This is a genomic window from Agrobacterium sp. S7/73, assembly GCF_019355535.1.
Classification (GTDB): domain Bacteria; phylum Pseudomonadota; class Alphaproteobacteria; order Rhizobiales; family Rhizobiaceae; genus Agrobacterium; species Agrobacterium tumefaciens.
Genome location: NZ_CP072137.1, coordinates 1667898 through 1691606 on the forward strand (window position 1 = coordinate 1667898; position 23709 = coordinate 1691606).

21 protein-coding genes are annotated in these 23709 nt (G+C 60.2%); 4 read left to right on the forward strand and 17 right to left on the reverse strand.

What is annotated here, in order from left to right:
• Positions 1-185: 185 nt before the first annotated feature.
• From J5276_RS22590 to J5276_RS22600, 3 genes are all read right to left on the reverse strand, one after another.
• Positions 186-1178, reverse strand: coding sequence for a WD40 repeat domain-containing protein (locus tag J5276_RS22590; protein ID WP_025595037.1), 993 nt, complete (start codon positions 1176-1178; stop codon positions 186-188).
• A 244-nt stretch (positions 1179-1422) separates the two neighbouring features.
• Entirely contained in the window at positions 1423-2547 is a 1125-nt protein-coding gene (locus J5276_RS22595) for a GTP-binding protein (protein ID WP_004430957.1), read from the reverse strand.
• A gap of 115 nt (positions 2548-2662) precedes the next feature.
• A complete protein-coding gene (locus J5276_RS22600) occupies positions 2663-3463 on the reverse strand; it encodes a creatininase family protein (RefSeq protein WP_174012330.1) in 801 nt (266 codons plus the stop codon).
• Between the two features lie 79 nt (positions 3464-3542).
• Between J5276_RS22600 and J5276_RS22605 the strand changes: the two genes are divergently transcribed.
• The 3 genes from J5276_RS22605 to J5276_RS22615 all read left to right on the forward strand — a co-directional run bounded on the left by J5276_RS22605 (position 3543) and on the right by J5276_RS22615 (position 6468).
• Positions 3543-4052, forward strand: coding sequence for a MarR family winged helix-turn-helix transcriptional regulator (locus J5276_RS22605; RefSeq protein ID WP_004430960.1), 510 nt, complete (start codon positions 3543-3545; stop codon positions 4050-4052).
• 131 nt (positions 4053-4183) lie between these two features.
• Entirely contained in the window at positions 4184-5206 is a 1023-nt protein-coding gene (locus J5276_RS22610; RefSeq protein WP_004430963.1) for a LacI family DNA-binding transcriptional regulator, read from the forward strand.
• A gap of 299 nt (positions 5207-5505) precedes the next feature.
• Complete coding sequence (locus J5276_RS22615) at positions 5506-6468, forward strand: 2-hydroxyacid dehydrogenase (RefSeq protein ID WP_013762344.1); 963 nt, start codon at positions 5506-5508, stop codon at positions 6466-6468.
• Positions 6469-6601: 133 nt separating this feature from the next.
• Here the strand turns inward: J5276_RS22615 and J5276_RS22620 are convergent, their stop codons facing one another.
• The 11 genes from J5276_RS22620 to J5276_RS22670 all read right to left on the reverse strand — a co-directional run bounded on the left by J5276_RS22620 (position 6602) and on the right by J5276_RS22670 (position 19196).
• A complete protein-coding gene (locus J5276_RS22620) occupies positions 6602-7729 on the reverse strand; it encodes a Gfo/Idh/MocA family protein (protein WP_174012332.1) in 1128 nt (375 codons plus the stop codon).
• 145 nt (positions 7730-7874) lie between these two features.
• Positions 7875-8687, reverse strand: coding sequence for a 5-deoxy-glucuronate isomerase (gene iolB, locus J5276_RS22625; RefSeq protein WP_013762346.1), 813 nt, complete (start codon positions 8685-8687; stop codon positions 7875-7877).
• Positions 8688-8787: 100 nt separating this feature from the next.
• Entirely contained in the window at positions 8788-9696 is a 909-nt protein-coding gene (iolE, locus tag J5276_RS22630; RefSeq protein WP_174012334.1) for a myo-inosose-2 dehydratase, read from the reverse strand.
• Position 9697: 1 nt separating this feature from the next.
• Positions 9698-11524 carry a 3D-(3,5/4)-trihydroxycyclohexane-1,2-dione acylhydrolase (decyclizing) gene (gene iolD / locus J5276_RS22635; protein WP_035200203.1) on the reverse strand — a complete coding sequence of 609 codons (1827 nt, stop codon included), beginning with the start codon at positions 11522-11524 and terminating at the stop codon, positions 9698-9700.
• The gene (iolC, locus tag J5276_RS22640; RefSeq protein WP_174012336.1) at positions 11521-13437 is read right to left on the reverse strand and encodes a 5-dehydro-2-deoxygluconokinase; all 1917 of its coding nucleotides are present in this window, start codon (positions 13435-13437) and stop codon (positions 11521-11523) included. The genes iolD and iolC overlap by 4 nt, the downstream gene beginning before the upstream one ends.
• Before the next feature lie 170 nt (positions 13438-13607).
• A complete protein-coding gene (locus J5276_RS22645; protein WP_004430982.1) occupies positions 13608-14423 on the reverse strand; it encodes a MurR/RpiR family transcriptional regulator in 816 nt (271 codons plus the stop codon).
• Positions 14424-14610: 187 nt separating this feature from the next.
• Positions 14611-15327: an ABC transporter ATP-binding protein gene (locus J5276_RS22650; protein ID WP_004430985.1), complete on the reverse strand. Its 717-nt coding sequence runs from the start codon at positions 15325-15327 to the stop codon at positions 14611-14613.
• The gene (locus tag J5276_RS22655; protein WP_112154169.1) at positions 15308-16072 is read right to left on the reverse strand and encodes an ABC transporter ATP-binding protein; all 765 of its coding nucleotides are present in this window, start codon (positions 16070-16072) and stop codon (positions 15308-15310) included. Before J5276_RS22655 ends, J5276_RS22650 begins: the two co-directional genes overlap by 20 nt.
• Complete coding sequence (locus J5276_RS22660; RefSeq protein ID WP_174012338.1) at positions 16069-17076, reverse strand: branched-chain amino acid ABC transporter permease; 1008 nt, start codon at positions 17074-17076, stop codon at positions 16069-16071. The genes J5276_RS22655 and J5276_RS22660 overlap by 4 nt, the downstream gene beginning before the upstream one ends.
• Position 17077: 1 nt before the next feature.
• Positions 17078-17941 carry a branched-chain amino acid ABC transporter permease gene (locus J5276_RS22665; protein WP_111801973.1) on the reverse strand — a complete coding sequence of 288 codons (864 nt, stop codon included), beginning with the start codon at positions 17939-17941 and terminating at the stop codon, positions 17078-17080.
• An 82-nt stretch (positions 17942-18023) separates the two neighbouring features.
• Positions 18024-19196: an ABC transporter substrate-binding protein gene (locus J5276_RS22670; protein WP_097099478.1), complete on the reverse strand. Its 1173-nt coding sequence runs from the start codon at positions 19194-19196 to the stop codon at positions 18024-18026.
• Positions 19197-19575: 379 nt separating this feature from the next.
• On the opposite strand from J5276_RS22670, the gene J5276_RS30435 reads away from it, so the two are divergent.
• On the forward strand, positions 19576-19947 hold the full coding sequence (locus J5276_RS30435; protein ID WP_013762356.1) for a hypothetical protein: 372 nt from the start codon (positions 19576-19578) through the stop codon (positions 19945-19947).
• 193 nt (positions 19948-20140) lie between these two features.
• Here J5276_RS30435 and J5276_RS22680 read toward each other — a convergent pair whose 3' ends face one another.
• The 3 genes from J5276_RS22680 to J5276_RS22690 are packed head-to-tail and all read right to left on the reverse strand — an operon-like array spanning position 20141 to position 23658.
• Entirely contained in the window at positions 20141-21874 is a 1734-nt protein-coding gene (locus tag J5276_RS22680) for a M14 family metallopeptidase (RefSeq protein WP_174012340.1), read from the reverse strand.
• Positions 21875-21879: 5 nt separating this feature from the next.
• Entirely contained in the window at positions 21880-22728 is an 849-nt protein-coding gene (locus J5276_RS22685; protein ID WP_004430999.1) for an ABC transporter permease, read from the reverse strand.
• 6 nt (positions 22729-22734) lie between these two features.
• Positions 22735-23658, reverse strand: a complete 924-nt coding sequence (locus tag J5276_RS22690) for an ABC transporter permease (RefSeq protein ID WP_174012341.1) — start codon at positions 23656-23658, stop codon at positions 22735-22737.
• Between the last annotated feature and the right edge of the window lie 51 nt (positions 23659-23709).

Below are 23709 nucleotides of genomic sequence, written 5' to 3' on the forward strand. Positions count from 1 at the left end.
CTTCCAGCCCTCATGCCTGTGCTTGTCACAGGAATCCAGTCGATGCGCGTCTGCGTGGCGAAAACAGTCCCTTGCAGCCCAAGGACTTGGGCTGGCTAGATTCCTGTGACGAGCACAGGAATGAGGGCGGAGACTGAGCCGTATCGAGCCATCCGTCGAAACCGGACGTGCGCCTGTTGCTGTCCTTACGCCGAAATATCGACAATGCCGCAGTCGCCTGCCTCGGAGGCAAATGCGAGCAGTTTGCCGGTGGCGCTCCAGTCCATGCCGGTAATGGCGCCCTTGCCGGGGCGGCGAAGCAGGGCTTCCTTGCCATCCGCAAGCCGCACGCCAAGGATCATGCCGTCAATGAAGCCAATGGCCAGCACATCTTCCAGCGGGTGAAAAGCGACATTGGTAGCCATGATGTTGGCGCGGCTGCCGAGTTCTTCGGGTGCCTTGCCCATCGGGCCGTCCTTGCCGGAAAACGGCCAGACGATCGCGGCCGGGGCACCTGATGAGGCGAGCCACTTGCCCTTTGCCGACCACGAAACGGATTTCACCTTGGCGGGATAACCCGTCATGCGCATATGGCGGGCTTCCATGCCGCCCTTGGTGGCCTCCATCTTCCAGCCATGCAGGGCGTTTTCCTGCATGGTGGTGACGAGGAACTTACCGTCAGGCGAGAAGGTGACGCCGGTATGGGCACCTTTCCATTCCAGATCGACCGGATCGCCTGCACTCGCCACCCAATGCAGCGTGACGCCGTTATAGCGTGCAACAGCAATGCGCAGGCCCTTGGGCGCGAAGGCTATTGCCTCCACCGTGCGTTCTTCCTTGAATTCCTTGACCGTGCCGTCCGAGAGGCGCACGAAGCTGGACTTGCCGACACCATAAGCGACCGCCTTCTGCGGTCCGCCCGCGACGACGCCCACCCACTTGCGCGGCACATTGGCCAGCTCGCTGATGCTGCCATCATGGCCAATTCGCAGCACGCGCCCGTCCTCGCCGCCGGAAAGCAGCGTGGCGCTATAGGGATCGCGAATGCAGGTCAGCAAACCCTCATGCGCCTCAGTGACCTTCTCGCCGCCATCCAGCCGGTGAATGGTGCCGGCGGCGGTGGCAAACAGCGGAATGTCGCCGAGAAAATGGGTCGAGACCACGTGGCCTTCGATATCAAGCGGGGCAACAGTCGGCATGGGGCATCGGTCTTTCGTCTATGTGTTTGTCATTGATGGATTTCGGTCGCAGACCAGGTCGGGAAGACCCGTTGGCGCGGTTTCAACCCGTGGCGTCAAGGTCGGTCCTCGGGCCATACCCGGGGATCACTCGACCATCCATATGCTGGCGGCAATGGCTCCTCGGGTCAAGCCCGAGGATGACGTCGAAAGTGAGGAAGGGCACCGAAAACGCCAAGGGTGACACGGTGCCCCGTCAAGGATGTCAAGCCGTGGCGAGGCAGGCGTTAAAGCTCTTTTCCAGCTTTTCGCGGTCGAGTTCGCGGCCGATGAAGACAAGGCGGCTTTCGCGCTTTTCGCCTTCCTTCCACGGGCGCTGGTGATCGCCCTCGATGATCATGTGCACGCCCTGCACCACGTAACGTTCCGCATCGCCCTTGAATGCGATGATGCCCTTGAGGCGCAGGATGTTCGGGCCGTCTGTCTGGGTGACCTTCTGGATCCACGGGAAGAAGCGCTCAGGGTTCATTTCGCCGCCGCGCAGCGACACCGACTGCACCGTCACGTCATGGATCGGGGAGGCGGCGCCATGGTGGTGGTGATCGTGGCCGTGGTCATGATCGTGGTGCGCGTGATCATGGTCGTGATGATGGTGGTCATGGCCGTGATCGTGCCCATGATCATGGTGGTGGTGGTCGCAATCAGGACCGCATGCGTGATCCTCGTGGCCGTGCTCGAGGAAGTGCGGATCGTTTTCGAGCGCACGTTCCAGATTGAAGGCGCCCTGGTCGAGAACGCGGGCAAGATCGACGCCGGAACGGGTGGTCTTGTAGATGCGCGCAGAGGGATTGATGGCGCGCACGATATCCTCGATGCGGGCGACTTCTTCCGGCGAAACGAGATCGGTCTTGTTGACGATAACGACATCGGCAAAGGCGATCTGGTCTTCGGCTTCGCGGCTGTCCTTCAGGCGCAGCGGCAGGTGCTTGGCATCGACAAGTGCGACCACGGCGTCAAGCTCGGTCTTGGCGCGCACGTCGTCATCCATGAAGAAGGTCTGGGCGACCGGAACGGGATCGGCAAGGCCAGTGGTCTCGACAATAATGCCGTCGAAGCGGCCGGGCCGGCGCATCAGGCCTTCGACCACGCGGATGAGGTCGCCGCGCACCGTGCAGCAGACGCAGCCATTGTTCATTTCGTAGATTTCTTCGTCGGATTCGACGATCAGATCGTTGTCGATGCCGATCTCGCCGAATTCGTTGACGATGACAGCGTATTTCTTGCCGTGGTTCTCGGACAGGATACGGTTGAGAAGCGTCGTCTTGCCGGCGCCTAGATATCCCGTCAGGACGGTGACTGGAATGGGCTTGGCTGGTGCTGTTTCGGTCATGGAAACCTCGCGTGGAGAAAGGCCGGTTGAGGCCTCAAGGAATAAGTGTCGACGTCCATATAGGCGCGACGTTCGGGCAGTTCAAAGGGATTCTGGCTGGTTTCGGCGCAGTTTTTCAAATTTTGTTATGAAATAACGTTATGTCAAAAGCGTGGACGTCTTCAAGCAGTTCGACAAGGCCCGAAACGGCATGGGAAATGATCCTTTCGCCCTTCTCGGCTGAAGCGGCAGCGGCGTTTCCGGCAACGCCATCAGGGTTCAGGTCGCTCATCAGCCAACCGAAAGCGTGTGGACCATAGGCACGCAGATGCCTGAAACGGCTGGCGAAATCGCTCTGGCGGGAGGGGAAGTTGGCGGCTTTTTCCATCGCCACCCGCTCCGGGCAAAGCGCCAGCATGACCGACGTCTCGATATCGCCACCATGGATATCGATCGCCTTGTCTTCAGGCTTCACGATATCCGCCGGCACGCCGAAACGAGTCCAGCTGGTGGCGACCGCCAGCATACCGAAGCGGGCGCGCGCCTCGGTGGCGACGATGGTCATCAATGGCGAATTGCCGCCATGGGCGTTCAACATCACGAATTTGCGCACGCCTTTTTCATATTCGGCCTTAGCAATGTCGAGCCAGCGCTCAACGGCCTCATCGTAACGCAACGACTTCGTGCCCGGCACATTCATGTGCTCGATGGAATATCCAACGGGCTCCACCGGCAGGAAGGAGACCGGCAGACCGGCGGGCAAAACAGCAGCCAAACGGGAGACAATGCCCGCCGCAATCAGCGTGTCTGTCTCGAAGGGCAGGTGCGGCCCGTGCTGTTCGTGCGCACCGAGCGGCAGCACTGAAATTGCACCTGTTGCGCGAAGATGAGGGTCTGTTACGTTTTCGTCGTGATAATGCGTGTATGAGTTTGGCATCTGGCAGTCCGCGCGTGCATTCGGTAAGGATTTCCAGCAACATATATCGGTTCCGCCACAGGGTAAAAGGCACTCGCATATGAGCAAGGACAAAACTGGGCATAAGGACAAGGGCGCCAAAAAGGACAAGGGCACCAAGAAAGTAAAGGACGCCAAAAAGAGGGATGAGAATTTCAACCCTGAGGAACTGGCGCAATCCATCACCCAGGCCGCCCGTTCCATGCGCACGGCGTTGAGCCACAGCCTTGCCGAAAGCGGCCTTTATGCCGGGCAGGACGGCGTTATTCTGGCGTTGGCGCAGGAAGGCAGCCTCACGCCTGGGCAGATCGCCCAGAAACTTGGTGTCAAGGCGCCGACCATGACGCGAACCATCGGCCGCATGGAAGCCCAGGGCTTCGTGGAGCGCAGCGGCGATGACGAGGATGGCCGCGTAACACTGGTGAAACTGACGGAGACAGGCCTGAAAAGCGTCGAACATATCAACGTCTCCATCGCAAATTGCGGTGCGCGGGCGATTGAGGGGCTTTCGGCCAAGGACATCAGGACGGTGGTTAAACTTCTCAAGGTGATCGATACCAACCTTCAATAATTTGTTGAGTTTTTAAAAACCACTGTCTTTTTGTTGATATTCCTTAAACCGGTTGCGGATTTTGTTTAAATTGTTTAATTGCGATTTAAACAGAAACGTCTGTCAATGACATGGGTTTGGGGAGAAATGCCGTGGCACAAAAGATCAAACTGTCGACAATCGCCGAAAGCCTCGGTCTATCGACTGCCACCATCTCCCTTGCATTGCGCGACAGTCCGCTGGTCGCCTCTGACACCCGCGACAAGATCAAGGAACAGGCACGGGCGCTCGGTTACATCTACAACCGCCGGGCCGCCAGCCTGCGCACCTCGCGCTCCGGCATCATAGGCGTGGTGTTCCACGATGTGATGAACCCGTTTTATGGTGAAATTCTCAAGGCCATCGAAACCGAGCTGGATCGCAGCCGCCAGACCTTCATTCTGTCCAACCATTATGATTCGGTTGAAAAACAGCGCACCTTCATCGAAACGCTGCTGCAACTAGGTTCTGATGGTATCATCATGTCGCCCGCCATCGGCACGCCGATCGAGGACATGACGCTGGCTGAGGAAAACGGCATGCCCGCCATTCTGGTGGCCCGCTCGCTCGAGGGCGTCGACATGCCGACCTATCGCGGCGATGACAGCTATGGCATTTCGCTTGCGACCAATCATCTGATCAGTCTTGGCCATCGCACCATCGCCATGGTTGGTGGTACCGACCAGACCTCGACCGGCCGCGATCGTTATCAGGGTTATGTCAACGCGCTGCGCAAGGCGGGAATCGAGGTCGATCCGAACCTGCGTATTCCCGGCCCACGCTCCAAGCAGGGCGGTTTCGAGGCCGCAGTGCATTTCCTGTCGCTGCCGCAGAAGCCCACCGCTGCCGTCTGCTGGAACGATCTGGTCGCCATCGGCCTGATGAACGGAATTTCGCGCGCCGGACTGGTGGCGGGCGTGGATATTTCCGTGACGGGTTACGACGATCTGGAGGAGGCGGCCATCGCCACGCCGGCGCTGACCACGGTGTCCAACGGACAGGCCGAGGTGGGGCGCCTTGCGGCGCGCGCGCTTCTGGACAGGCTGGCGGGCAGCCACGAGCCGGATGGCGTGCACCTCATCAAGCCGGAAATGCGCATCCGCCAGTCGACAGGGCCGGTGCGTCCGAGGGTTTGAGCAGCGTTTCTCTCTCTTTCGTCATTCCGGCCTTCAGCCTAAAGCCAGCCAGCTCAAGCCCTTGAGCTGGAAAGACTCTTTGCGCCCCGCCGACGCGCGCCTGAAGTCCGGCATGACGGAGGCGGGCGCGTAAAAAAACGGCATGAAACTTCCGTCTGCCCCCATAGCTTCCCCTTATTGCCCTTTTCACGGCCGCTGTTGTTTGAAAAGATCGCGGCCCAGAAGAGCGGGATGGCGAGTGGTTCGCCCATGAATCCGCTCTGACGATATCGGAATGCAATCAGGAGGAATATCCACCCATGTCTGACAGACAAGCCGTCGTTCTCGTTCCCGGCAAGATCAACCCGCGCGTGCTCGAACGCCTCGAAGGTAAGGTCGAGATCGTGACAGTGCCCGCCGGTGCTGAGCCGGTTCTGCCTGATGGCGCGGCTGAGCGCATTAATGCCATCGCCGTTTCAGGCGTCGTCAACGCCAAATGGATCGATGCGCTGCCGAAACTAGAGATCATTGCCAATTTCGGCGTCGGTTATGATGGCGTTGATGCCAAACATGCCGCCACGCGCGGGATCGTGGTGACCAATACGCCCGACGTGCTGAACGACGAAGTTGCGGACACGACGATTGCGCTGCTGATCAACACGGTTCGCCGTCTCTATCAGGCCGAAACCTGGCTGCGTGAGGGTAAATGGGTTGGCGAAGGGCCCTTCGCGCTTTCGCCGTTTTCCCTGCGCGGCCGCAAGGTCGGCCTGTTCGGCATGGGCCGCATTGGCCAGGAAATTGCCAAGCGGCTGGAGCCATTCAAGGTGGAGATCGGCTATCATACCCGCAGCAAGCGCGATGGCCTGCCCTATACCTATTACGGTTCGCTAAAGGAGATGGCGCAGGCTGTCGACACGCTGATCTGCATCGTGCCCGGCACCCCTGAAACGCACAAGGCGATCAACGCGGAAATCCTCTCGGCACTTGGTCCGCAGGGCGTGTTCATCAATGTCGGACGCGGCTCCAGCGTCGATGAGGATGCGCTTTTGCAGGCCCTCAAGAGCGGTGCGGTGGGTGCTGCCGGTCTCGATGTGTTCTACGCCGAACCGAAGGTGCCGGAAGCGTTCCTGTCACTGCCGAACGTTTCCCTGCTGCCGCACGTCGCCTCTGCGTCCATCCCGACGCGCAACGCGATGGCCGATCTGGTGGCCGACAATATTCTCGGCTGGTTTAGGGATGGCAAGGTGCTGACGCCGGTGCCGGAAACGCCGGTTAAGGGATAACACCTCTCCGCCGTCATCCTCGGGCTTGTCCCGAGGATTCAACCAGGTAGCGTTAAATCAATCGGTTGCAGATGCTCGGGACAGGCCCGGGCATGACGAAAGAGGCAAAGTTCCGCGCTAACCCCGCCTCTGCCTATTCCGCAATCTCACTCGTCGCGACCCATCGTCCCTCGGAGAAGGACCGGGCCATGGCATGAATGCTGCGCTCGATCTTCAGGCCTTCCTCGAAGTCGATGATATGCGCCGTCTTGCCCTCGATGGCCGCGATCAGTTCCCGGCACTCGATCACCTTCAGATCGTTGAAGCCGAGCCCGTGGCCGGGGGCGGGGATGAAGCGGTCATACGGCTTGTGGTGAGGGGCGGCGAGAACGGTTCTGAAACCCTGCTCCTCCGGGCGCCCGTCCGTGGTGTAGAGCTGGAATTCGTTCATCCGCTCCTGGTCGAAAAGGATCGAGCCGGTGGAGCCGTAAATCTGGATGGCGATACGGCCCTTGCGGCCCCAGGCCGAGCGGTTGGCGATCAGCACCGCCGAAATGCCGCCTTCGAGCTTCAGAAGCACGCTGGCAAGATCATGCGTTTCCACAGCGCGCTCGCCGCCGCCACTTAGCGGCCGCGTCTCGTAAGGCTTCACCATATCGGTGATCGCGCTTTCGGCATGGCCGAAAAGGGAAAACAGAAGTGACAGCGGATGAACAGCGAAATCATCCAGCGCGCCATAGCCGGAGGAGGCTTCGCTCTTCCAGTAGAAGGGCTGGGTGGCATCCGCCATGAAGTCCTCATCCATTTCCGCACGGACATGGTAGACATTGCCGATCGCGCCTTCGTCGATAAGGCGGCGCATATGGCGGATGACAGGGTTCTGGATGTAGTTGTAGCCCATGGCCGCCGCCTTGCCCGATCGGCGGGCCGCATCGCGCATCTTCACGGCATCCGTGAAGGCAGGCGCCATCGGCTTTTCGCACCAGACGTGTTTGCCGGCATCAAGTGCGGCAATCGCCATTTCGGGGTGAAAGGCATTGGGTGTGGTGACCGAGATCACATCGATTTCAGGGTCGGCAAGCAGATCGCGCCAGTCGCCGGTCGAGCGGGCGAAACCGAACTCGGCAGCTTTCTTCGCCGCAAGCTCGGGATTGACCTCTGCCAGTGTGACCAGTCGTGGACGCTCCACATCGCCGAAAACGCTGGTGACGTTGTTCCACGCTAAAGCGTGGCACTTGCCCATGTAACCCGTGCCAATAAGGCCAACGCCAAGAGCGGCCATGGTCTCTTCTCCCCTAAATCATTACGATGAAATCAATACGTTCGATTGCTTTTTTCTCTACGGCAATCGCGACGCGGACCTTCCTCGCCCCTCATTCCTGTGACAGGCACAGGGATGAGGAGGGTGCCGTGGACGCTGGCATGCCTCAGGGATTGTCGCGCTTGAAAATCCAGTCGTGATCGGGGTGGTTCTTGAAGCGCCATTTGCGCATCGGCCCGGCCATCACGTTCAGATAATACATTTCGTAGCCATAAGGCGCGCCGCAGGGGTGGTGTCCCTTGGGAACCAGCACGACATCGCCATCCGCTACAGCCATGGTCTCGTCCAGCGACCCATCCTCGGTGAAAACGCGTTGGAAACCGAAACCCTGTGCCGGGTTGAGACGGTGATAATAGGTCTCTTCCAGATAGGTCATATCGGGGTAATTGTCTTCGTCATGCCGGTGTGGCGGATAGGACGACCAGTTGCCCGACGGGGTGAACACTTCCGTCACCAGGAGACTATCGGCGACATCGCGTTCTTCCATGGCGATGGGGAAAATGTAACGCGTATTGGCGCCTTTGCCGCGCTCGGTCAGTTGCACGCCATCGGGACCGATCTGTTGCGCTTCGCGGCTACCTTTTTCACCCGGTGCGGTGCAGACACCGACGGTGCAATCCGTTGTGGCCGTCAGCGACCATTCGGAGCCGGCGGGGACATAAACGCAGTGCGGCGGCTTGCGCTCGAACACGTTCATGCGGTCGCCGAGTTCACCGAACTCCTTGCCCCCGGCGGAAATCTTCGCCTTGCCTTCGACAAGCACCAGAATGACTTCCGTATCGCCAGTCTTCTCGGCTGCGGTTTCACCGGGCTTCAGACGATAAAGGCCGAAACCGACATAACCCCAATCCGCGCTTTGGGGCGTGATGTCGTGCACCTTGCCGCTTGTCGCGACCGGCTTGCGCAGAAGTGAGGTCATGGTGGTGTTCCTTTTTGGTCAGTCGTTCAATTTATCGGGCGGCTATTCCCGCGTTTCCCTCATCCCTGTGCTTGTCACAGGGATGAGGGAGTAATGGGCCTCAAGCCGCCTGAGCCTTGTCCAGTCCGGCCTCATGCGCAAAAGCCTTCAGCGATTTCAGGCCGAGGCTCTGATATTCGAAGGGGTTGCGCACATCCGGGTCTTGTTCGGCCTCGATGACCAGCCAACCGCTGTAATTGTGCTCGGCGGCAATTTTCAGAACCGGCGGGAAGTTTACGCCGCCTTCGCTGTCACCCGGCACGGTGAACACGCCGCGGCGAACGCCTTCGAGGAAGGAAAGCCGCTCGTTCCGAACCTGATCGGCAATCACCGGCCGCACGTTCTTGGCGTGGATATGGCCGACGCGGTGCATGTATTTCTGCGCGACGCGCACGGGATCTCCGCCGCCGAACAGGCAATGGCCGGTATCGAGCAGCAGATGGGTCTTCGGCCCGGTATGCTTCATCAGAAGGTCGATTTCGTCTTCGCTCTCGACCACGGTTCCCATGTGGTGATGGTAGACGAGGGTGATGCCCTGTTCGGCAGCATAGGCCGCCAGCGCCTCCACACCCGCGCCGAACTTCGCCCAGTCCTCGGCCGCAAGGCGAGGACGGTCAACCAGCGCCGTGTCGTCGGCACCGTGAACGGCGTTCGAGGTCTCGCAGACGATGATGACTTTCGAGCCCATGGCTTTCAGCAGATCGAGCGCCGGCTGCATGGCCTTCTTTTCGGATTCGATGTTGTCGGTCAGAAGGTTCAGCGAATGCCAGCCGGAGACGAAGGAAAGGCTACGCGGCGCAAGCACACCCTTCAGGCCTTCCGGGTCAGTCGGGAACTTGTGGCCCTTCTCGATGCCGTCGAAGCCGATCTTGGCGGTTTCGTCGAGGCATTGTTCAAGGCTGATATGGGCGCCCAGCGTGCGGTCGTCGTCGTTGGACCAGGCAATCGGGTTGGTTCCGTAACGGATCATCTTACTGTCTTTCCTTGATATGGTTTTCGTAGCGCGCGCGCGCCGGTCCGATTTCGGCCCGGTCGGAAACTTCGGGTACCGCCACATCCCACCAGTGGCCACCGGCCTGCGGGGTCGGATAAGGGTCGGTATCGATGACGATGACAGTCGTGCGGCTGGATTCGCGAGCGGCCGCAAGCGCCGCTTCCAACTCGGCGATGGTGGAAACCTTGCGCGCATCCGCGCCCATAGAGCCGGCATGGGCGACGAAGTCGATGGCGATGGGGTTGACGTTAGTGTGGGCGTAGAGGTTGTTGAACTCCGCGCCGCCGGTTTCCATTTGCAGCCGGTTGATGCAGCCGTAACCCCTGTTATCGGTGATGACGAGGGTGATTTTGACGCCCATGGCAACCGATGTCGCAAGCTCGGAATTCATCATCATATAGGAGCCGTCGCCGACCATGACGATCACGTCCCGGTCCGGTTCCGCCATCTTGATGCCGAGGCCGCCGGCAACCTCATAGCCCATGCAGGAGAAGCCGTATTCCATGTGATAGGAAAGCGGCAGCTTGGATTTCCACAACTGATGCAGTTCACCCGGCATGGTGCCCGCTGCACACATGACGACGGTATTGTCGCGCGACTGGCGCTGCACGGCGCCGATCACCTGCATGTCGGTGGGCAGGCTGTTGGCGTTTTCCTCACCCGGTGCCGCCGTATCGGCATCGGCCTTCTCGAACCATGCGGCCTTGAGCTTGGCATCCGGTGCCGTGAAGCGGTGGCTGCCAAGGGCGGCCGACAGTTTTTCGAGACCGATCTTCGCATCCGCCGTCAGGCTGATCGCATCGTGTTTGGCGCTGTCATAGGGCTGCACGTTGAGGGCGAGGATCTTGCGGTCCGGGTTCTTGAACAGCGCCCATGAACCGGTGGTAAAGTCCTGAAAGCGGGTGCCGACGCCGAACACCAGATCGGCTTTCTCGCTTATGATATTGGCGCTTTCGGCACCCGTGACGCCGACCGGGCCGAAATTGAGATCGTGATCCCACGCCAGTGCCGATTTGCCGGCCTGCGTTTCGACGACCGGAATGGAATGGGTTTCCGCAAAACGCTTCAGCGTTTCGGTGGCGCCGGAAAAATGCACACCCCCGCCGGCAACGATGACGGGGTTCTTCGCAGCCTTCAGCGCGGCGACGGCCTCTTCGAATTCCACCACATCCGGTTCCGGGCGGCGTTGCCGCCAGACGCGCTTTTCAAAGAAGCTGACGGGATAATCATAAGCTTCCGCCTGCACGTCCTGGCAGAAGGCAAGCGTTACCGGGCCGCAATCGGCAGGGTCCGTCATGGTGCGCATGGCGCGGGGAAGGGCGGTCAGCAATTGTTCCGGGCGCATGATACGGTCGAAATAACGGCTAACCGGGCGGAAGCAGTCATTCACCGTCATCGTGCCGTCGCCGAAATCCTCCAGCTGCTGGAGCACGGGGTCGGGACCGCGATTGGCGAAGACATCGCCGGGGATGAGAAGAACCGGCAGGCGGTTGACATGGGCGAGCGCTGCCGCTGTTACCATGTTGGCAGCACCGGGGCCGATAGAGGAGGTGACCGCCATTGCCCGCCGGCGACGCAGCTGCTTGGAATAGGCAATCGCCGCATGCGCCATGGATTGCTCGTTCTGGCCGCGATAGGTCGGCAGTTCCTCGCGAATGCCATAAAGCGCCTCGCCGATGCCGGCGACATTGCCATGGCCGAAGATGGCCCAGACACCGGCAATATAGGTCTCGCCATGCTCATTCATCTGCGCGGCGAGGTAACGAACCATAGCCTGCGCAGCCGTCAATCTGATTGTCTTCACGCTGCCTCTCCCTTTTTGGCGCGCGCCTCATCCCATATGCGGCACAGGCTGGTATAGCGCTGCGCCATGTCCTTCACCGCTTCCTCATCGGTGATCTTGCCACCGAGCCAACCCCGCGCGGCGTCGGCGAAAATCGTGCGGCCAACCGCGAAACCTTTGACCAGATCGAAACCGGCGGCAAGGCGGAAGCTCTCCTCCAGCTCGCTTTGCGGTGCGTCTAGACCAAGAACGACGATGCCGCGCACGTAAGGATCGTTGCGATGCACGGCGTCGCAGGCATTTTTCCAGGCGGCTCTGGTTTTCATCGGCTCCAGTTTCCACCAGTCGGGATAAACGCCGATCTCGTAGAAGCGTTCGATGATGCGCGCGGCGGTCAGATCGTCGGTCGGGCCGACCTTGGAGGGAATGACCTCGAGCAGCATTTCCAACCGGTTGCGGCGTGTCGCCTGGAACAGACGCATCACCGTCTCCTCCTGCGCGGCGCGCATTTCGTCGGTATCATCCGGGTGATAGAAGCACAGAACCTTGACGACATTTTCCAGCGGCCATTCGGAAAGCCCGCCGAAATCCTTGCCGAGTTCCGGTTCCAGCGTCAGCGGGCGCGAACCCGGCCATTCCACCGGCCGGCCGATCCACAGACCGGAGCCGCTGGCTGCGAAAAGCGCATCGCGTCCGAGGCGGCCATCGCAGAGAATGCCGTAACCCGCCTTGCCACCGGCGACCGTTTGCGCGGCCTCGAGGCAGAGCTTCTTGAAGGCGCCGATGCGCTCATGTTTAATGCCGAGTTCGTCGGCGATCGCTTCCAGTTGCATGCGATGGTCGAAGGCGAAGACGCGCATGGTGTCCCATTCGCCCTTGCGATTGGTTGACCAATGCACCTGTTCCAGCGCCTCGTCCTTGCGCAGCGCCTTGTTGCGGATGCCGGCCTTGAAGAAATATTGCAGCTCTTCCCAACTCGGATAGGCGGGAGTGCAGCCGTGGCGGGAAACGGCAAAGGCGCCACAGGCATTGGCGTATTTCAGTGTCGTCGGCCAGTCCTCGCCGCGCAGCCAGCCACGGAAAAGCCCGGCCATGAAACCATCGCCCGCGCCGAGAACATTGAAGACCTCGATCGGGAAACCTTCGCCCGTCTCGCCATCGTCCAGGCTTGCCGGAATTTCGCCGGCGAAAACCGAAGCACCCATCGGGCCACGCTTGCACACCAGCGTCGCGTTCGACACCTTGCGTACGGCGTTCAGTGCGGCCAGCGTATCGGTCGAGCCGCCGGCAATGTGGAATTCTTCTTCCGTGCCTACAATCAGATCGAAGAGATGCAGGGTGGATTGCAGTTTGGCGGTGACCTTCTGCGATTCCACGAAGCGGCTTTCGCCATCGCCATGGCCGGCAACACCCCAGAGATTGGGTCGATAGTCGATGTCGAGCGCTGTTCTCGCACCGTTTTCGCGGGCAAGTGTCAGCGCCTTCAGCACGGCCGCTTCCGTCTTCGGATGCGACAGATGCGTGCCGGTGGCGCAGACACAGCCTGCTTCGGCAATAAAGGCGGGATCGATGTCGTCTTCGCTGAGCGCCATGTCGGCACAGTTCTCGCGATAGAAAATCAGCGGAAACTGGTTCTGGTCGCGAATGCCGAGAAGCACCAGCGCCGTCAACCGCTCCGGGTCGGTTTTCACGCCGCGTACGTCCACGCCTTCGCGCACCAGCTGTTCACGGATGAAGCGGCCCATATGCTCGTCACCAACGCGGGTGATGACGGCGCTGGCAAGGCCGAGCCGCGCAGCGCCGGCCGCAATATTGGTGGGGGAGCCGCCAATATATTTGGCAAAGGAGGCCATGTCCTCCAGCCGGCCGCCGACCTGCGAACCATAAAGGTCGACCGACGAGCGCCCGATCGTGATAAGGTCAAGTTTTTTCAAAAGCTTCCTCCTTCGGACCCCGCATTGAGGGAGCCTGATGCCAGTGGGCCTCCTCCGCCCACTTTCTGTCTCACCACCTTCGGGTGCATTCACGAGACGGACAATTATGGAATGCCCGTTTCATGAATTTGGATCATAAATTCTATTTTTTATGTTTTCAATAAAAATATTCAGGCTGTTTTGCGCGTTCCCACAGCGACAGCGAGTGTGATGGCGAGACAGAGCGTGGCGGAAAGCGAGCGGAATGCACCAAAATCGATTTCCGTTACCGTGAGCAGCGTCGCGCCGGACTTGCGCAGCGGATTGACGGCCGAATCGGACATGGCGACAACGGGAATGCCGTTGGCGCGGGCCATCTCGGCCAATTCCAGCGTTTCCGCCGAATAGGGGGAGAAAGTGATCGCAATCAGCGCGTCATCGCGGGAGATGGCGCTTAGATTGCCAAGGCCACCGACGGCGCTGTGCAAAACCGCAGGTACCTTCATTTTCTCGAAGGCGTAAGCGAGGTAACTGGCAATGGGGAAGGAGCGCCGCAAACCGATGATATGCACGGTGCGCGCCTGTGCCAGCGCCGAGACCGCCTCGTCAAGCTGCCGTGTATCGACCGATTTCAGCAGCATTTCCAATGAAGAACGGCCAGCCTCCACGAACTCCGCCAACAGGCCCGACGCGCTCTCGTCGCCTTTTTCGCGCAGGTGGTCCAGCCGGGTCGCATAATCCGGCCAGCCGCCGACATAGGAATCGCGAAACAGGCGCTGCATCTCCGAAAAGCCGGAAAAACCCATGATCTGGCAAAAGCGCATGAATGCAGACGGCTGCACGCCGGCACCTTCTGCCATTTCGGCGACGGTGGAAACGGCAATGCGATCCTGATTGGACGCGACATAATCCGCACATTGACGTAATCGTTTCGGCAGGCCTTCCGCGACCTGGAGCAACCGCTCCTCAAAAGCCTTCACGGAGTCTGGCGCATCGATTGCCGTCATTGTCGTTCCTTTGTGCAGATTGAAATCGTGTGCACTTTAACTGCAATGGAATTTTTATTCCATTGTGTTTTTTACGAACGGATCAATGAAGCGGGATCGGGGTTTGTTGCGGTGTGTGATCGGGTTAACTTTCGTCATTCCGGCTCGAGGCCGGAACGACGAAGAGGGGATGATTGACGCTTTTGGGTCAGTGCAATCCACCCACACCAAGATGCGTATCAACAATATCCGGGTTCGCCGCAAGATCGTCGGACGGTCCTGACCAGACGATGCGGCCGCGTTCCATGATGATGGCGTGGTCGGCGAAGTCGATGGCCATCTGGATGCGCTGTTCGATGAGAAGAATGGTCATTTCGCCCGATTGCGCGAGTTTCGAGAAGGCCGCCATCAGTTCCTCGCAGATAACAGGGGCGAGACCTTCGAGGGGTTCATCGAGAAGCAGCACCTGCGGCTGGCCGAGGATGGTGCGGGCGGTGGAAAGCATCTGCTGCTCGCCACCGGAGAGTTGCGAGCCGAGATTGCGGCGTCTTTCCTTCAGGCGCGGAAACAGCGTGTAGGCTTCCTCGATGGCCGATTTCGGCCGGCCCTTGAGGCCGACGAAGAGGTTTTCTTCGACTGTGAGTGTCGGAAAGACATCGCGGGTTTGCGGCACGTAACCGAGACCGGCGAGGGCGCGGGCAGCACTTGGCAGGGCGGTGATGTCCTGCCCGCCGAGATGGATATCACCGGCAAATCGTTTCGTCTGCCCGGCAAGCGTGGCAAACAGGCTTGTCTTGCCAACGCCGTTACGTCCGAGCACCGCGAAACGCGAACCGGCGGGAACGGAGAGCGACAGACCCTCGATGACACGGGTGGGGCCGTAACCGGCGGTCAGGTTGGCGATTTCAAGCGGCGCTGCGGGCATTGGCGTAACTTCCGAGATAGGCTTGGCGGACTTCTGCGTTGCTGGTGACTTCGCCAGGCGAACCGTCGAATATGACGGCGCCTGCGGCGAGCACGACCACACGTCTGGCGAAACGGAAGACCAGATCCATGTCGTGTTCGATCATCAATATGGCGAGGTCGGCGGGCAGGCGATCGAGCGCCTGTTCGATACGCGCCGTTTCCGTCGAGGGAACGCCGGCGGCAGGTTCATCAAGCAGCAGGATTTTGGGCCTGAGCGCCATGGCAAGCGCGATCTCGATCAGCCGCTGCTGGCCATAGGCGATTTCACGGACGCGGGTTTCGGCGATGGCAAGCAGGCCAAGCGTTCCGAGAATGTCGCGCGCCTCGCTCATCACCGTTGGCATGGAGCGGTAACGGCCGAAAATCCGGCCCGTCCTGCCTTCCCTTTGCAGAATGGCGAGTGCGACATGTTCCTCCGGCGTCATGTCCTGGAACAGCCGCGTCACCTGAAACGAGCGGACAAGTCCGCGCTTCACGCGCTGACTGGCGCTGAGCCCCGTCACGTCTTCTCCGGCAATCCGCACGGTTCCGGCGGAGGGCTTGATGTTTCCGGTAACGAGGTTGACGAAGGTGGTCTTGCCGGCGCCGTTGGGGCCGATCAGCACGGTGCGATCTCCGGGCGAAAGCGACAGCGAGACATTGTTGGTAACGACGAGACCGCCGAAATTTTTCTGCAGGCCGGAAACTTCGAAAATGGCGCTCATTTGCGATCTCCCCGCAGGCGCGCGATGATCTGTTCGCCCGCGCCATAAAGGCCGCGCGGCGCAAACAGCACGACGGCGATCAGAAGCAGGCCTACGATTGTGAGCCAGTGGAACGGATTGGCGGCGGAAACGACGTCTTCGAACCACATGAAGGTGACGGTGCCGATCAGCGCGCCATAAAGCGAGCCCGCGCCACCGAGAACCAGCATGACCAGCGCTTCGGCAGACAGCGTGAAGCTGAGGCTGTCGAGGCCGACCACCTGCGTGGAGATGGCGTTCAGCGCGCCGCCGATTCCGGCGACGATGCCTGATATCACGAACATCTTCAAAATCGTGCCATTGACCGAACCGCCCATGGCCTGAATGCGGATGCTGTCCTGCTTGACGCCGCGACACAGCATGCCGAAGGGCGAATTGACGACGACGCGAAGTGCCAGAAAAACCAGAAGCAGCAGGCAGACGCCGTAGATATAGGCGGTGCGGCCGTAAAGATCGAATTCGAAGGTGCCGAACAGCGCATCGGGCGAGACGCCGGCAAGCCCGTCGCTGCCGCCCGTCCAGTCCGACGCCTTGTTGGCCGCCTCGTGAAAAAGATGGACGACGGCGATGGACAGCACCAGTTGCGGCAGGCCGTGCGCGCGCAACAGAACGGTGCCGGACAGCAATCCCGCGATGCCGCCCACTGCTGCGCCGATGTGGGTCATGAGAAGCGGGTCCGTGATACCGTAGTGGGCAGCGGCAATGCCGGCGGCATAGGCGCCGGCACCGAACAGGGCCGCATGGCCAAGTGTCGCCACGCCGCAATAGCCGGTAACGAGATCGATGGAGAGCACGAGAAGCGCTATCGCGATGATGCGCGTCAACAGCGCCAGATTATCCGGAAACAGGAAGTAACCGGCGATGGCGGCGATGATGATGAGCAGCGGACCGCCAATCGCGCGCAGGGGCGAGCGGGCCTTCGGCGGTTTTGCCGTTTCAGTGAGGTCGTTCATGAGCACCGCCATCTCATTTCGCCCTTCCAAGAAGGCCGCGCGGAAACAGCGTGATGATCACGATAACCGCCAGATAGAAGAAGAATTCGCCATATTCGGGGGCAAGATACCGCCCGGTCGTATCGATGGCGCCAAGTAGCAGACAGGCGATCAGCGCGCCGGGGATCGAGCCTGCGCCGCCGACGGATACGACCACCAGGAAGGTGACCATGTAGCGCAGCGCATAATAGGGTTCGACCGGCAGCAATTCTGCGCCGATGACGCCGCCCATGGCGGCAAGGCCGACGGCGATGGCGAAGCTTACGGCATAGATGATTTCGGTGCGCACGCCGAGGGCTGCTGCCATGGCCGCATTGTCCACCGCTGCCCGCAACTTGATGCCGAAGGCGGTCTTTTCGAACGTGAACCAAAGTGCCCCCGCCACCACGAGGCCAGCGACGATGGCGAAGATGCGGTGGGTGGCGATGGTGCGAAAACCGAGATCGGTAGGACCGGCCAGTTCCTGAGGCAGCGGAATGGTTTTGAGCGTTGGCCCGAACACGAAATTGGCGATGCCGATGATGCAGAAGGTGATGCCGATGGTCATCAGCACCTGCGTCAGTTCGGGCGCGCCGTAGATGCGCCGGTAGAGAAACCGTTCAAGCGGTATGGCGATCACGATGGTGCCGACAATCGCAACGAGGATTGCCGCCGCGTAACCAAGGCCGAGGCCATGGGCGGCATAGGAGGCGAGATACCCGCCGATCATGGCGAAGGCGCCGTGGGCGAGATTGACCACACGCATCAGCCCCATTGTTACGGATAGGCCGATGGAGATGATGAAAAGCACCATGCCATAGGCAAGCGCATCGACAAGGATGCTGAAGACCGTCTGCATGTTCGAAAGCTCCTCCTGATGCGATTGCACCCGTGCCGGAGCCGCCCGCAAAAGGCGGCGCCGGTCATTTCCGTCTCAATGCTTACTTGGCGGCGGCAAGGCCCGGATCGCCCTGTTTTTCGAAAGTCTGGACTTCCTTGTTGTAATAATTGCCGTCATCGCCCTTGGAGACTTCGCGCAGGTAGATGTTCTGCGTGATGTGGCGGCTCTGCGGATCGATGCTGACAGGGCCGCGCGGGCTTGTCCAGGAAAGACCCTTCACCGCCTCGACAGCCTTTTCCGCATCCTGTTTGCCGCCGGTCGCCTCGATCATCTTGGTGATGACATACATGCCGTCAAACGCGCCGACTGCGGGGAAGGACAGTTCCTTGGGATTGCCAATGGCCTTGGTTGCGGCCTCCACGAAGGTCTTGTTTTCGGGTGAATCGTGGGAGACGGCATAGTGAAAGGTAGTCTGCATGCCGAGTGCTGCTTCGCCAAGGGCCGGCAGATCCGATTCCTGTGTAAGATCGCCCGGCGCGAAAAGCTTGATGCCTGATGATTTCAGGCCGTTGTCGTTGAAGGCCTTCACGAAGCCGAGCGTCGTCGGGCCGGAGGGCAGGAAGGCGAAGACGCCTTGTGCGCCGGAATCCTTCACGCGCTGCATGATGGGGCTGAAATCATTGGTGGAAAGCGGCATGCGAATGCTTTCCACAACTTCGCCGCCAGCGGCGGTGAAGGCTGCCTTGAAGGCGTTCTCCGCGTCAACGCCCGGGCCGTAATCGCTGACCAGCGAAATGACCTTCTTGACGCCGCCATCGAAAGCCACCTTGGCGATGGGGGTGGATGTCTGCCATGTCGTGAACGAGGTGCGCACCACATAGGGGCTTTTCGTAACGATGGCCGACGTGGCCGCATTCATGATGACCATGGGCACATTGCCCTGTTTCAGAAGCGGCGTAACCGCCATGGCGTCGGGCGTAAAATAGAAGCCGGCGAGATATTGCACGCCTTCCTTTACAACCAGCTCCTGCGCCAGCGCCTTGGATTGCGCCGGATCGGCCTGCGGCACATCGCGGTAGACGACTTCGACAGTGTCATTGCCCACCTTGTTGCCGTGAAGCGAAAACCAGGCGTCTATGCCGGCCTTGAAGTTCTTGCCCTGCAGCGCGAAGGGGCCGGAGAACGGGCCAACCACGCCGACCTTGATCGTCTCGGCGTAGGCAACGGAACTGAAGCAGATGGCCGCGATTGCGGCGGTGATCCGTAATTTCATGATTTCCTCCCAATTGATCCGTGGCTCCCTCCACCGATCCAGCCAGTCAAACTGGTAAGTGCGATGGCCAAAGTAAAATGAAAAAAAGGGGGCAATAAATAACCTGATGGTTATGGATCGCCGCCTTATCCGGTTCTGCCCGATATTGGATCATACAATAGGGATAGTCTGGCGATTCTCAATTGCCGCAGCCGCTGCAGCCATCACGAAAGGTCCCGTTTCAGCATGCTGCTTCCAAATGCCGCCGTTATGAAAAATGCCCTGCTCCACGCGGCCGGAAAATGACGATAATATGCACGTAATCCCGGTGCCTTAACCAGTTCTAAGGGGATTGTCCGTAGTCTCCCGAAGCATATTTTGAATTTCATTTGGTGTCTTGATGGGCGAATATCAGAATAAAGCCGTTGATCTTATGCGGAATCGCGTTGGCGACAGTATACTCAACAACAAGATCGAGCGCCGCGAAGCTTTTCTCCGCAAGGCGCTGGCGCTGTATCACGTCATGGGCGGCGCGGCGGATGGCATGCGCGCCGCGGTGGAAGATGTTGTGCACCTGCCGAAGCCGAGCGTCGATGTCGCTGTTGGCGACGTGATGCATGAACTGGCAGCAATCGGTCACGTCGCCGATCTCGATATTATCCAGGCCGGATATAACAAACTTGATGCCGCCAATCTGCATATTTTGAGCAAGGGCAAGCGGCTTTTGCAGAAGCAGCAGGAAAAGAAGCTTGCCGCCACGGCTGAGAAGTAAGCCGTACAGGGGCAACTGAGGGTGATGACAAAGCTCCCTCACACCCGGCGTCATCGCTGGATTGCCCCAAGGATCCAATCACGTCCAACTAGACCAAGACGTTGCAGCTGCTCCGGACAAGTCCAAGCATGACGGACGAGGGCTTCGGGACTTCGCCATCATTCTGAGGCCCCCAATCGGGGGCGCTTCGAAATCAGGCAACGTCCGCGACGAAAATATCCTGCCAGGCGTCGTAAGCGGAAAGAACCGTTTCCATCTGCGCGGTGTGGCCGGTGATGAAGTCATCGCCGTAGATCGTCTCATCAGGATATTCGGTAATCAGCGTCATCGGCACTGTGTGGCGGTCGTCGATGGACGACAGGCACGGGAAACCGTTGATGATGCGGAAACCGGTTTCACCGGCGTGAATCTCGTAGAGCGCGATCTGGCGGTTGTTGTAATCCAGCAGGCCCGGAATGGCGCCGAGATGGCGGGTAACCCGGTCGAGCAGGGCTTCCGCCTGCTTTTCCCAATCCGCATGGTGGCGGATGATGAGGAAGAAACCCTTCGGCAGCGTCCACATGGCGAAATTGCGCGGCACATAACCGGAAAGCGGACGGGTCCATTCGTGCGAGGGATAACCGTGCAGGTTCACATGCAGGCTCGCGCCGCTCATCTCCTGCGCGCTGAAACGGATTGCCTTCTCGTTGAGATGGACGCCCGAATTTTCCCGCGTGCGATATTCGAGATCGTCGCCGAGCGCCGTGTACCGCGCCGCATGGTGCATGTGGCGTGGATTGTCGGCGCGCAGGCGCTGGTGCAGGGCATAACCATCAGGGTTTTCCAGCGGCGAAATGGTGAAATGCGCGCCCTGTCTTTCCGCAAGTTTGCAGGCGGCGCGGACGGCGCCAACGATGCCGGTGGTTTCATTGGGATGCTGGCCGCCGCTGATCATCACGGCGGCATCGCTGCCCGCGACATAACGGGCGGCAAGAACGCGGCCCGACCGCGAGCGGGCCTCGAACGCCTCGCCGCCGATCTCGGCAAGCATACGCGCGATCTGACCCGCCGCCACCGGTTCGCGGGCCTCGTCGATCCGCTGTTCGCCGCCATCCAGGAAAGTGGTGGTGAGTGCACGGGTCTCGATACGGACCGAAACGTCGCCGTTGCTTTTGACGACTTCCGGAACGATCTGGCCGGGTTTCAGGCCCCGGTCGCCCAGCGGCCGGCCGGACTTCTTCTGGAAGAATTCCAGGAGGGAGAAATAGAAATCCTCGTGCAGCGCTTCACGCAGGCTGATCACCTCGTGCCCGACCGGCAGCGCCATGTCTTCGGACGGGTGCGTAACGCGGATGTTCAATTCCTCGAAATAGGGTTCCTCATCGCCCCAGCCGTGGTTGGCAACGGCATTGATTGCCGCTTCGAAAAGCTCCTCGTAATCCGTCTCCAGCCGCTCGCCCGTAGCGTCACCGGCCGGACGGAACCAGCCGGTTGGCGAGACATTGGTTTCGCCGACGATATCGGTATGAACCCGGTTGGGAGCGAGAACCTTCAGGGTTTCCTTCTTGCCGTTGCGGCTCAGCGTAACGTCATAATGAAGGGCGTCGTCGTCGCGGGCGATAAAATCGATCTTCGCGTCGCCGGCTAGTGCCGCCAGCGGATAGGCCTCCAGCCGGAAACGATTGGCGGGTGCATTGGCGTGCACCGGGTAATGCACCTCGATGGCATCGACGCCACCAAGATTGATCTCTTCAAGAAAGGTGAAGAGAAGCGGCTTGTAGGCGCTGCGGATGCGGGCACTGACGCCTTTTTTCTTCAGCCTTTCTTCGGCTTCGCGGCGGCTTTTGGCGTCATCGAACGTCCATGCCTCGAAGGACTGGCCGGGCGCGGAGTTGGCGAGAAGCACATCCAGAGTACGCTTGAAGGTCTGGTCGAAAATCTGGCTCATAACGATCACCTTGAGGTTCTGCCGGTGGGGTCGAGGCTGTCGCGCAGCCAGTCACCGAGAAGGTTGAGGCCAAGCACGGTCAGAAGGATGGCAAGACCGGGGAAGACGCTGACCCACCATGCCGTTTGCAGATAGGTGCGGCCATCCGCCAGCATGCCGCCCCAGCTCGGAATGGTCGGATCGACACCGAGGCCGAGGAAGGTGAGGCTGCTTTCCAGCAGGATGTTGTTGGCGACGTTGAGCGTCATCAGCACGATGACCGGGCCGATCAGGTTCGGCAGAAGGTGCTGGAGAATGATGCGCCAGTCCTTCACGCCAATGGCGCGGGCGGACAGGATGAATTCCCGCTCGCGAAGCGTCAGCACCGAGCCGCGCACCAGACGGGCATATTGTACCCATTGCGAGACGATCAGGAGGATGATGGTGTTGGTGAGGCTGCCGCCAACAATTGCGATGAAGGTGATGGCCAAGAGAATGAAGGGCATGGCGAGCTGGATATCGGCAAAGCGCATGACCAGCATGTCCCAGAAGCCGCGATAATAACCGGCGACCAGGCCGACGATCACGCCGAAGACCACGGCACCGATGACCGAGGTGAAACCGACGAGCAGCGAAATCTTGCCGCCGGCCACGACACGGGCCAGTACGTCACGGCCGAGCGGATCGGTGCCGAGCGGATGGGCGGCGCTAGTGAAGGGCTTGGCAAGGCGCGCCATCAGGTCGATCTTTTCGGCACCGCCCGGAAACAGCACGTCGGAAAGAAGAACGGCAAGGCAGATGACGACGGTAAGCAGGGCGCCGAGGATGAATTCGAGATTGTTGAAGCGCGACAGGCGCGAGGTTTTGGCAGCCATCGTCAATTACTCCGTGCGGATGCGCGGATCGACCAGCCCGTAGGCGATATCGACCAGAAGGTTGATGCCGACGATCATCAGCGACAGCACGGTGATGACGGCCTGAAGCACGGGATAGTCGCGCGCGCCCACCGCATCGAAGGCGAGCGTGCCGAGACCCGGCCAGTTGAAGACGCGCTCGATGACGACGATGCCGCCGAGAAGTCCGCCGAATTGCAGGCCGAAATAGGTAATCAGCGGAATGGCGCAGTTACGCAGCGCATGCTTGTAAAGCACCTTGTTTTCGCTGAGGCCCTTGGCGCGCGCCACCATGACATATTGCGAGCGCAGCGTATCGAGCATGGCCGTGCGCACCAGGCGCACATTGGTCGCCGTCAGGATAACGCCCATGGTGACCGATGGCATGATGTAGCTTGCAAAGCCGCCCATGCCGCTTGGCGGCAGCCAGCCGAGCGTGATGGAGAAAAGCAGCACCAGCATGGTGGCCAGCCAGAAATTGGGGAATGACAGGCCGACGAGCGAGAAGATACGGATCACCTGATCGGCCGTCTTGCCGCGCGAGGTCGCGGCCTTGATGCCGAGCGGAATGGAAAGCGCAATCGACACCGCCATGGAGATGAAGGCAAGAAGCAGCGTGGCGGGCAGGGCATCGGCGATGAGCCGTGATACCGGCGTGCTGCCAGTGAAGCTGCGGCCGAAATCGAGCGTAACCAGGCCTTTCAGGAAGCTGAAATATTGCACGAAGAACGGCCGGTCGGTTCCAAGCGTCGCACGAATGCGCGCCAGATCGTCTTCCGTCATGCTGCCGCCGCCCTGGAACATGGTGACAGCCGGATCGCCCGTCAGGCGGATGGCGAAGGAAACGAGAAGGGTGATGGCGATGACGACGAAAATCGCCTGCAGCAATCGCTTGATGAGGAAACCGGCCACGTTTTTTACCTTGAAGAGAGACCCGACCTTGCCCGCGGGATGGCGGGCAAG

Excerpts from the sequence above, each read along its gene's own strand:
- J5276_RS22590 (WP_025595037.1), bottom strand. The coding sequence starts at position 1,178 with ATGCCGACTGTTGCCCCGCTTGATATCGAAGGCCACGTGGTCTCGACC.
- J5276_RS22595 (WP_004430957.1), bottom strand. The coding sequence starts at position 2,547 with ATGACCGAAACAGCACCAGCCAAGCCCATTCCAGTCACCGTCCTGACG.
- J5276_RS22600 (WP_174012330.1), bottom strand. The coding sequence starts at position 3,463 with ATGCCAAACTCATACACGCATTATCACGACGAAAACGTAACAGACCCT.
- J5276_RS22605 (WP_004430960.1), top strand. The coding sequence starts at position 3,543 with ATGAGCAAGGACAAAACTGGGCATAAGGACAAGGGCGCCAAAAAGGAC.
- J5276_RS22615 (WP_013762344.1), top strand. The coding sequence starts at position 5,506 with ATGTCTGACAGACAAGCCGTCGTTCTCGTTCCCGGCAAGATCAACCCG.
- J5276_RS22620 (WP_174012332.1), bottom strand. The coding sequence starts at position 7,729 with ATGGCCGCTCTTGGCGTTGGCCTTATTGGCACGGGTTACATGGGCAAG.
- iolB (WP_013762346.1), bottom strand. The coding sequence starts at position 8,687 with ATGACCTCACTTCTGCGCAAGCCGGTCGCGACAAGCGGCAAGGTGCAC.
- iolE (WP_174012334.1), bottom strand. The coding sequence starts at position 9,696 with ATGATCCGTTACGGAACCAACCCGATTGCCTGGTCCAACGACGACGAC.
- J5276_RS22645 (WP_004430982.1), bottom strand. The coding sequence starts at position 14,423 with ATGACGGCAATCGATGCGCCAGACTCCGTGAAGGCTTTTGAGGAGCGG.
- J5276_RS22650 (WP_004430985.1), bottom strand. The coding sequence starts at position 15,327 with ATGCCCGCAGCGCCGCTTGAAATCGCCAACCTGACCGCCGGTTACGGC.
- J5276_RS22655 (WP_112154169.1), bottom strand. The coding sequence starts at position 16,072 with ATGAGCGCCATTTTCGAAGTTTCCGGCCTGCAGAAAAATTTCGGCGGT.
- J5276_RS22660 (WP_174012338.1), bottom strand. The coding sequence starts at position 17,076 with ATGGCGGTGCTCATGAACGACCTCACTGAAACGGCAAAACCGCCGAAG.
- J5276_RS22665 (WP_111801973.1), bottom strand. The coding sequence starts at position 17,941 with ATGCAGACGGTCTTCAGCATCCTTGTCGATGCGCTTGCCTATGGCATG.
- J5276_RS22670 (WP_097099478.1), bottom strand. The coding sequence starts at position 19,196 with ATGAAATTACGGATCACCGCCGCAATCGCGGCCATCTGCTTCAGTTCC.
- J5276_RS30435 (WP_013762356.1), top strand. The coding sequence starts at position 19,576 with ATGGGCGAATATCAGAATAAAGCCGTTGATCTTATGCGGAATCGCGTT.
- J5276_RS22680 (WP_174012340.1), bottom strand. The coding sequence starts at position 21,874 with ATGAGCCAGATTTTCGACCAGACCTTCAAGCGTACTCTGGATGTGCTT.
- J5276_RS22685 (WP_004430999.1), bottom strand. The coding sequence starts at position 22,728 with ATGGCTGCCAAAACCTCGCGCCTGTCGCGCTTCAACAATCTCGAATTC.